At 56.5% G+C, this 7,247-nt stretch carries 4 protein-coding genes; 3 read left to right on the plus strand and 1 reads right to left on the minus strand.

All coding sequences use genetic code 11. The features are described from left to right. Positions 1-101 precede the first annotated feature (101 nt). Positions 102-806 carry a GNAT family N-acetyltransferase gene (locus DFO56_RS19045; protein WP_020455632.1) on the minus strand — a complete coding sequence of 235 codons (705 nt, stop codon included), beginning with the start codon at positions 804-806 and terminating at the stop codon, positions 102-104. Positions 807-1,337: 531 nt separating this feature from the next. Between DFO56_RS19045 and DFO56_RS19050 the strand changes: the two genes are divergently transcribed. The 3 genes from DFO56_RS19050 to DFO56_RS19060 all read left to right on the plus strand — a co-directional run. After that, positions 1,338-3,263 (plus strand): type VI secretion system Vgr family protein, encoded by a 1,926-nt coding sequence (locus DFO56_RS19050; RefSeq protein WP_020455631.1) that lies wholly within the window; start codon positions 1,338-1,340, stop codon positions 3,261-3,263. Then, positions 3,263-3,682: a DcrB-related protein gene (locus DFO56_RS19055; protein ID WP_017458296.1), complete on the plus strand. Its 420-nt coding sequence runs from the start codon at positions 3,263-3,265 to the stop codon at positions 3,680-3,682. Before DFO56_RS19050 ends, DFO56_RS19055 begins: the two co-directional genes overlap by 1 nt. A gap of 2 nt (positions 3,683-3,684) precedes the next feature. Continuing rightward, positions 3,685-7,247 (plus strand): DUF6531 domain-containing protein (locus DFO56_RS19060; RefSeq protein ID WP_147271690.1); only part of this gene is annotated, 3,563 nt, incomplete at its 3' end.

The raw sequence follows: 7,247 nt of genomic DNA on the forward strand, positions 1-7,247 counted from the left end.
CACCTGGGTGGGTTTCACCTGCCGGTGCAGGCAATGCAGAGCGTGTAAACGCGTTATTCGCAAGTACCATGCGTTGAGGTATCAATCAACGCATGGCGCTGTCAGTAGCGGCGGAATGAAGAGAGTTTATGCAACTGGCGACCGCGACCGTCAAAGTTATCCTCGTTCAGCCAGCCATTCATCATTGAGGAGAGACCCGACCATTCGCGCACGGTAATTGAAAACACCGTAATATCGCTCAGCCGTCCTTTACGGATTTTCTTTTCGCGCAAAATCCCTTCTTTCACAAAACCAATGCGTTCCGCCGAATGAATCGCATCCGCGTTATAACTGCCGGTGCGCCATTCACATCTGCGATACTTCAATTGATCGAAAAAGTAAGACAAAACAAGATAAAGACTTTCAGTACTCATCCGGGTTCTTTTCATTAACGGCGTCCAGTTAACGTCGCCAATATCGAAAGAACCATTTTCCTGATCGAATTTCCCGGTATAGAAAATGCCTTTTATTTGCTTATCGGCTTTATCTTGTACCGCGAAATAGATTCTGTCAGGACGTGACGCGAGATTTCTGAGATAGGCATAACATGCGGTCATATCTTTCGGCCGGGGATCTTCAAGATAAGTCCAGTCCCGGTCATCATCAATGCTTTGCCATTCCGGGAAGAGATCTTCCGCGTGATCCACGACAAGCGGTACAACGTCGCAGTAACGGCCTTTAAGCGAAATTTTTTCTGGCAGCGGGCGTTTTGTCCAGTCCTGGATTTCCTGACCAATGCGCTGTCCATACTGATTAAAAAATTCCATTATCCCCTCCTGATTATTACGAATTTAATCCTGCTTAACTTTTATTTAATGGGTGTTAAATGGTAATGATGTATAGAGCTATATTTTATCGGCATATAATTATGAGACTTTATATAATCACGGAAATAATATAACGGCGGGTGTTTTAAAAACTTATACTGCTTTTCATCTGGCGTGTCTGCGCTTTCGCGTGAAAGTGGGATAATAATCGCGAAACAGGTATTGCATAATTTAACTTAGCATTTTTGAATAACACGGCTGCAACAGCGCAATAGCAATTTAGCGGTATGAGATTTGGCCTAAGTGTCATTTTTTAGCGATTATTCAGCGTCTGCTTGTAAAAAAATGACTCTTTTTTTAGTAGGTTAATCGCGGATTAGGATAATTCCTGGCATTTCTTGCCGCGAAAAACCAGACAATATTGATCTTTTTGTTTACAGCAATCGTGCGGTAGCTTTTTCTCAAACCCGTAACGTTAAACTTCTGGACAGCACCCGGAATCGTGCATGTCCCTACGTCAGGATCCGATTTATGAGCAATCGAATTACTGTTCAGTTACCCGTCGATGGACTGCTTTTCTGGAAAATCTCCGGACGGGAAGCGCTGTCCGAAGCCTTCACCTTTAACCTGCAGTTGCTGGGCACCGACGCGCGAATGGACCGCAGCACGCTGCTGGGTAAATCGGTGACTGTCGCAATACCAACACAAACGCTGACCGGCGCGCCGCGCTACCTTAACGGCAAAATCACCCGCGTGGCGGTGAGCGCCGTTGAGCTTTCCGGCACCCGTTATGCGGTGTATCAACTCACCGTCGAGCCGGATCTCTGGCCGATGAAGCGCGACCGCAACCTGCGTATCTTCCAGGGCCAGACAGTACCGCAAATCGTCAAAACCCTGCTCGGCGAATACCAGGTCAACATTGAAGACAAACTGACCGGCAGCTATCGCACCTGGGACTACTGCGTGCAGTACCAGGAGAGCAGCTTTGATTTCATCAGCCGCCTGATGGAGCTGGAAGGCATCGCTTACCACTTCCGCCACGAAGCGGACAAACACACGCTGGTGCTGACGGATGCGGCGACTCAGCATGATCCCTTCAGTGGTTACGAAACCATCCCTTATCACCAGACCCCTTCCGGTGGCAGCACCGATGAAGAAGGCATCAGCCAGTGGGCGCTGGAAGATAGCGTAACGCCGGGGCTTTACAGCCTTGATGACTACGATTTCCGCAAACCCAACGCGTGGTTGTTTCAGGCGCGGCAAAATCCGAGTTCACCCACGCCGGGCACCATCGATGTTTATGACTGGCCAGGGCGCTTTGTCGAACACGGTCACGGCGAGTTTTATGCCCGCATCCGCCAGGAACGCTGGCAGGTGGAGCATCAGCAAATTGAAGGCACGGCGACAGCGATTGGTATTGTGCCGGGCAGTACGTTCCAGTTGACCAATGCGGCGTTCTTTAACGATAACGGCGAGTATCTGGTGACGGCGGCGAACTACTTTTTTGAAGAGAACCGCTACGCCAGCGGCGCTGACAGCGAAACCATTCACCGCATTGATTTCAGCGTTATCCCCTCATCGGTGGTGTTCCGCCCGGCGCAGCAAACCGCGTGGCCGCGCACGTACGGCCCGCAAACTGCGCGTGTTGTTGGCCCGCAGGGGGAAAGCATCTGGACGGATAAATATGGCCGCGTGAAGGTGAAATTCCACTGGGACCGGCTGGCGAAAGGCGATGACACCAGTTCCTGCTGGGTGCGTGTCTCCAGCGCATGGGCCGGGCAGGGCTTCGGCGGCGTACAGATCCCGCGCGTGGGCGACGAAGTGGTGATCGACTTTATCAACGGCGACCCGGACCGACCGATTATCACCGGACGTGTCTATAACGAAGCGAGTATGCCGCCGTGGGCGCTGCCCGCTGCCGCCACGCAAATGGGCTTCCTTAGCCGCTCAAAAGACGGTTCGGTAGACAACGCCAACGCCCTGCGCTTTGAAGATAAAGCAGGCGAAGAACAGGTGTGGATCCAGGCGGAACGTAACATGGATACGCACGTCAAAAATGACGAGACGCATACCGTCGGCGGTTCACAAAGCGTGAGCGTCACGCGGGATTACACCGGTTCGGTAGCGGGCAAACACACCCAGGCAACGCAGCTTTCGCACGAACAACTGGTCGGCGGCGGCTTTACACAGATGGTGCAAGGGCCGCTGGTGCAGGCTTCTGACAACAGTATTCAGCTGGTGGCGGGGCAATCGGTGCTGACGCTGGGCGCGAACGGCACCGTCACGCTGAAATGCGTGGATTTTCAGATCGATGCTATCGGTTCGGGGGCTATCAACACCGCAGGCCTGCTGGATTTAAACCTGACAAAACCGACAAAAGGTGAAGATGCGCAGCCCACCATTGCGCAGATCCAGGCGGCGGTAAAAGCGGCATTTAATCAAGGGACGGATAAATAATGGCGACGGCGCAATTTGTACTTTCCGAAGGCGAACTCACGCTGCCGGATGCTTACCAGGATCGCAGCATTAACGTGCTGAAATTCAAAGAGAATAATGCCACGCTGGTGATCACCCGCGCGTGGGATATCAAACCCGGCGACGAAGAGAGTTTCCTGAACCAGCAACTGGCGAAAGTGAAACGCAGCATGCGCAAAGTGGTGACGGGTGAAACGCAGGACAGCACGGTTGCCGGGCAGCCGGCCCGCGAAGTGTCGCTGCGTTTCGAAAACCAGGGGGCGGTGATATATGAAAAACTCGCCGTGACCCGCATTGACGATCACCTGCTGGTGCTGACGCTCAGCCGTACCATGCCCTTTGATACGGACGCAGATGCGTTCTGGACATCAATCCGTACAGGTTTACAGCTGAGGGCGTAAGGATGACGGATTACATCGCGGCCCGCATTGAAGATCCGCTGGTTCATAGCTCTGCGCTGGCGGATATGGTCAGTGGGCTGGTAGAAGGGGCGATTGTCCTGGGGATCATGTTCGTCGCCGGAACGGGCATTGGCGCCGTGGTGGGCGCGGTGGCGATTGGCGCACTGATGGTCAGCGGCACGCTGGGCAAAATTGGCGATGCGGCCGGGAAAATGGTGGATGCGCTCATCGACCCCGGACCGCCGGATGCGCATATCGTATCCGGCTCGGACGATGTCTTTATCATGAAGAAAAATGCCGCGCGCGCCGCCGCGACGGTAGACAGGGACTATTTACAAAACCTTGCCGCCGCGCCTGCCGATGAGAGCATCGACTGGGCAGCCATCGGCATGTTAGCCCTCGCTGGCGCCGCGGCGGTGATGAAAACCGCCCTGAACCCGAGTGCGGCGCTGCTGGCGGTTGCCGAACGCGCCAGCCACCTTACGCTCGACGACATGAAAAAGTGGGGCTCCAACCTGTGGGAAGATTTGACGCAGCCGATGGTGGAGAGCGCCGATCCGCATGCCACCCCGATGCCGAAAGATAATGTCGACTGCAAAAAAGGGCACATGGTTACCAGCAGTAATTTTGTCGCCCAGGGCTCCAGAACCGTTTTAATCAACAACCAGCCTGCCGCGCGCAACGGCGAGAAAAGTACCTGCGAAGCCGAAATCAAAGTCAAAGAAGATCCGCGCGTGCGCATCGGCGGTGAAACCATTACCGTGCGCGATATCCGCAGCGGCAAAAACCAGCTGGCTTACCTGATTGGTAACCTGCTGGGGAGCCTGGGTATTGGCGCGCTGTCGCGCCTGATCAAAATGGCCTGTGAGCGCCAGCTTATTCGCGGCTTGCTCAAAGAGATCATCTGCCCGCTCGGCGGAATGGCCATTTCACAGGTTCTTACCGCCGCAGCCATCAGCGCGGTGAATACCGCCTTCCCGGTGAACATTCCTACCGGCGCAAAAGTCCTCGCCAAAGAAGAGGATCTCGATTTTGTGCTGCCAGACCGTATGCCGCTTTACTGGCAGCGTATCTATCACAGCCGCAACCGCGCCACCGGCATGCTCGGCACCGGCTGGATGCTGCCGTTTGAAACACGATTGCTGCGCCTGGCCGATAACCAGTTGATCTTCCGTGATATGAGCGGGCGCGAGCTGGGGCTGGGCGAAGTGCTCAGCGGCGATATGATCTCCTACCCGGAAGACGGCCTGAAGCTGTTTTGCAGCCCGAACGGCGCAATGGTTATTCAAACCGGCGACGGCGGGCAGCAGATTTATGAGCCGGATCCAACACGGCCCGGCGAGTGGCGTATGCACCGTCTGTATGACCGCCACGAAAACGCCCACTATTTTAGCTGGAACGAACAAGGCCAACTGGCGCGTATCTCCAGCGATAACGAAGCGCTGGACGTGGAGCTGGAGTACGAAGCAACGTTCGGACGACTGCGTGCGGTTTACCAGGTTTACGGCGGCGCGCGCCATCTGCTGGTGTCCTATCGCTATAACGAACAAGGGCAACTGATTGCCGTTACCGACGCTGATGAAATTGTCACCCGCCAGTTTGGCTGGGATCGCGCCAGCGATATGCTGGCCTGGCACGGCTTTTCGACTGGCTTAACCGTCCATTACCAGTGGCGACCCGCAGCCGATTCCAGCCACTGGCGCGTGAGCGCCTATCAGGTGCATGACGAGCAAGGCGCGGTGCTGGAAAACTGGCGTATCGACGCCGATGAAACCAAACGCTATGCCCGCGTCAGCAACGATGAAGGCGTGGTGAGTGAGCACCACTGGGATGCGCTGTACCGCATCACGGAGTACACCGATGTGCACGGCGGCAACTGGCAATTTAGCTGGTCGGGGAAATCCGAGCAGCCGCTTGCGGTGATTCAGCCGGACGGCGGTCGCTGGGAATATGCGTGGGACGATCGCGGCAACATGACGCTGGAGCGCGATCCGCTCGATCGCGCGACGCTGAAAACCTGGCACCCGCTGTACGACTTCCCGCTGACCGAGGTGTTACCGGACGGCGCAAGCTGGCGCTATGAGTACAACCTGGCGGGCGATGTGGTGTCGTTGACCGACCCGGAAGGCGGCGTGACCCGCTTTGAGTGGAACGACCAGGGCGATTTGCTCCGCCGTATCGATGCGCTGGAAAACAGCCACCGCTTCTGGTGGGATGCGCTGGGGCAGTTGATTCGCGAAGAGGATTGCTCCGGCAACCTGAGCCGCCGCCAGTATGACGATGCCGGTCGGCTTGTGCTGACCACCGATCCGATGGGCAACACCGAACGCTATATCTGGAGCCCGGCAGGTCGCCTCAAAACGTTCATCCGCGCCGATGGCCGCGAAACCCTGTTCAGGTACAACAAAGCCGGTCTGTTATGCGGCCAGAGCGTAGATGGCGTCAGCGAGCGGAAAGTGACGCTTAATGCGCGCGGGCAAGTGACAGAAGCTGTCGATCCCGCCGGGCATGTTACCCGTTTCCGCTTTAACCGCGCGGGTCGCCTGGTGACGCTAACCAACGCCAACAACCAGCAATGGCGCTTTGATTACACCGCCACCGGTTTGCTGACGCGCCAGTATGATTATGCCGGTCGGCAAACCGAGTATCAGTACAACGCTCTGCAACAAGTGGCCACGCTGGTGCGCCACCCGGTTAGCGGCAGCAACCTGCCGCCGCAGGTGATGAACTACGAATATGACGCGCTTGGGCGCATGGTCGCGCGGGAAACCGAGCAGCACCGCACCGAGTATCGCTATAGCGAACTGGCAACGGAAGTGCGCCGCTATGTCTACAGCGAGTGGCGTCAGGCGGCGATTGATATGCGCGAACCGGAAAACGCAGAAGTGATTGTTTTCCGGCGCAATAAACTTGGCGACCTGGTGAGCGAGGAGAACCACGCTGGCAAATTCGAACACCAGTACGACGCATTAAGTAACCTCAGCGCCACCACGTTCCCGGACGGGCGGCAGATGCAGTACCTGCGCTATGGCACCGGGCATCTGCTGGAGATGCAGCTCGTATTCGGCGGCAAAACGCTGCCCATCACCGGCTACCAGCGTGACAAACTGCACCGCGAAACCCATCGCACGCTGGGCGCGCTGGAGCTGGAGACGCAGTACGATATCGCCGGGCGCATTACGCAGCGCCGCTGCATGGACAATGTGCGTGACCGGCTGGTCTTCGAACGCCGCTACCAGTGGGATCGCGCCGACCAGATTATCCGCCAGATGTATACCGACGGCGCGCCGCCAACCCCTGCGGAGAAATACCGTCAGTCGCTGTGGGGCTACGACGCGGCTGGTCGCATGACGCAGAGTATTCAGCCAACCGGCGAGGAGCGTTTCTGGTATGACGCGGCGGACAACCGCACCACGCCGGATTTACTGCCGGTGTGGGACAACCTGCTGAAACGGCTGGAGGGCGTGCGTTGGGAATATGACGGTTTCGGACGCATGACCGAACGTCACGACAGCCATCGCGGCACGGTGCAGCGCTTCAGCTATGACGATGAACACCGCATCAG

This window comes from Kosakonia sp. AG348 (genome assembly GCF_003337365.1).
Classification (GTDB): Bacteria; Pseudomonadota; Gammaproteobacteria; order Enterobacterales; family Enterobacteriaceae; genus Kosakonia.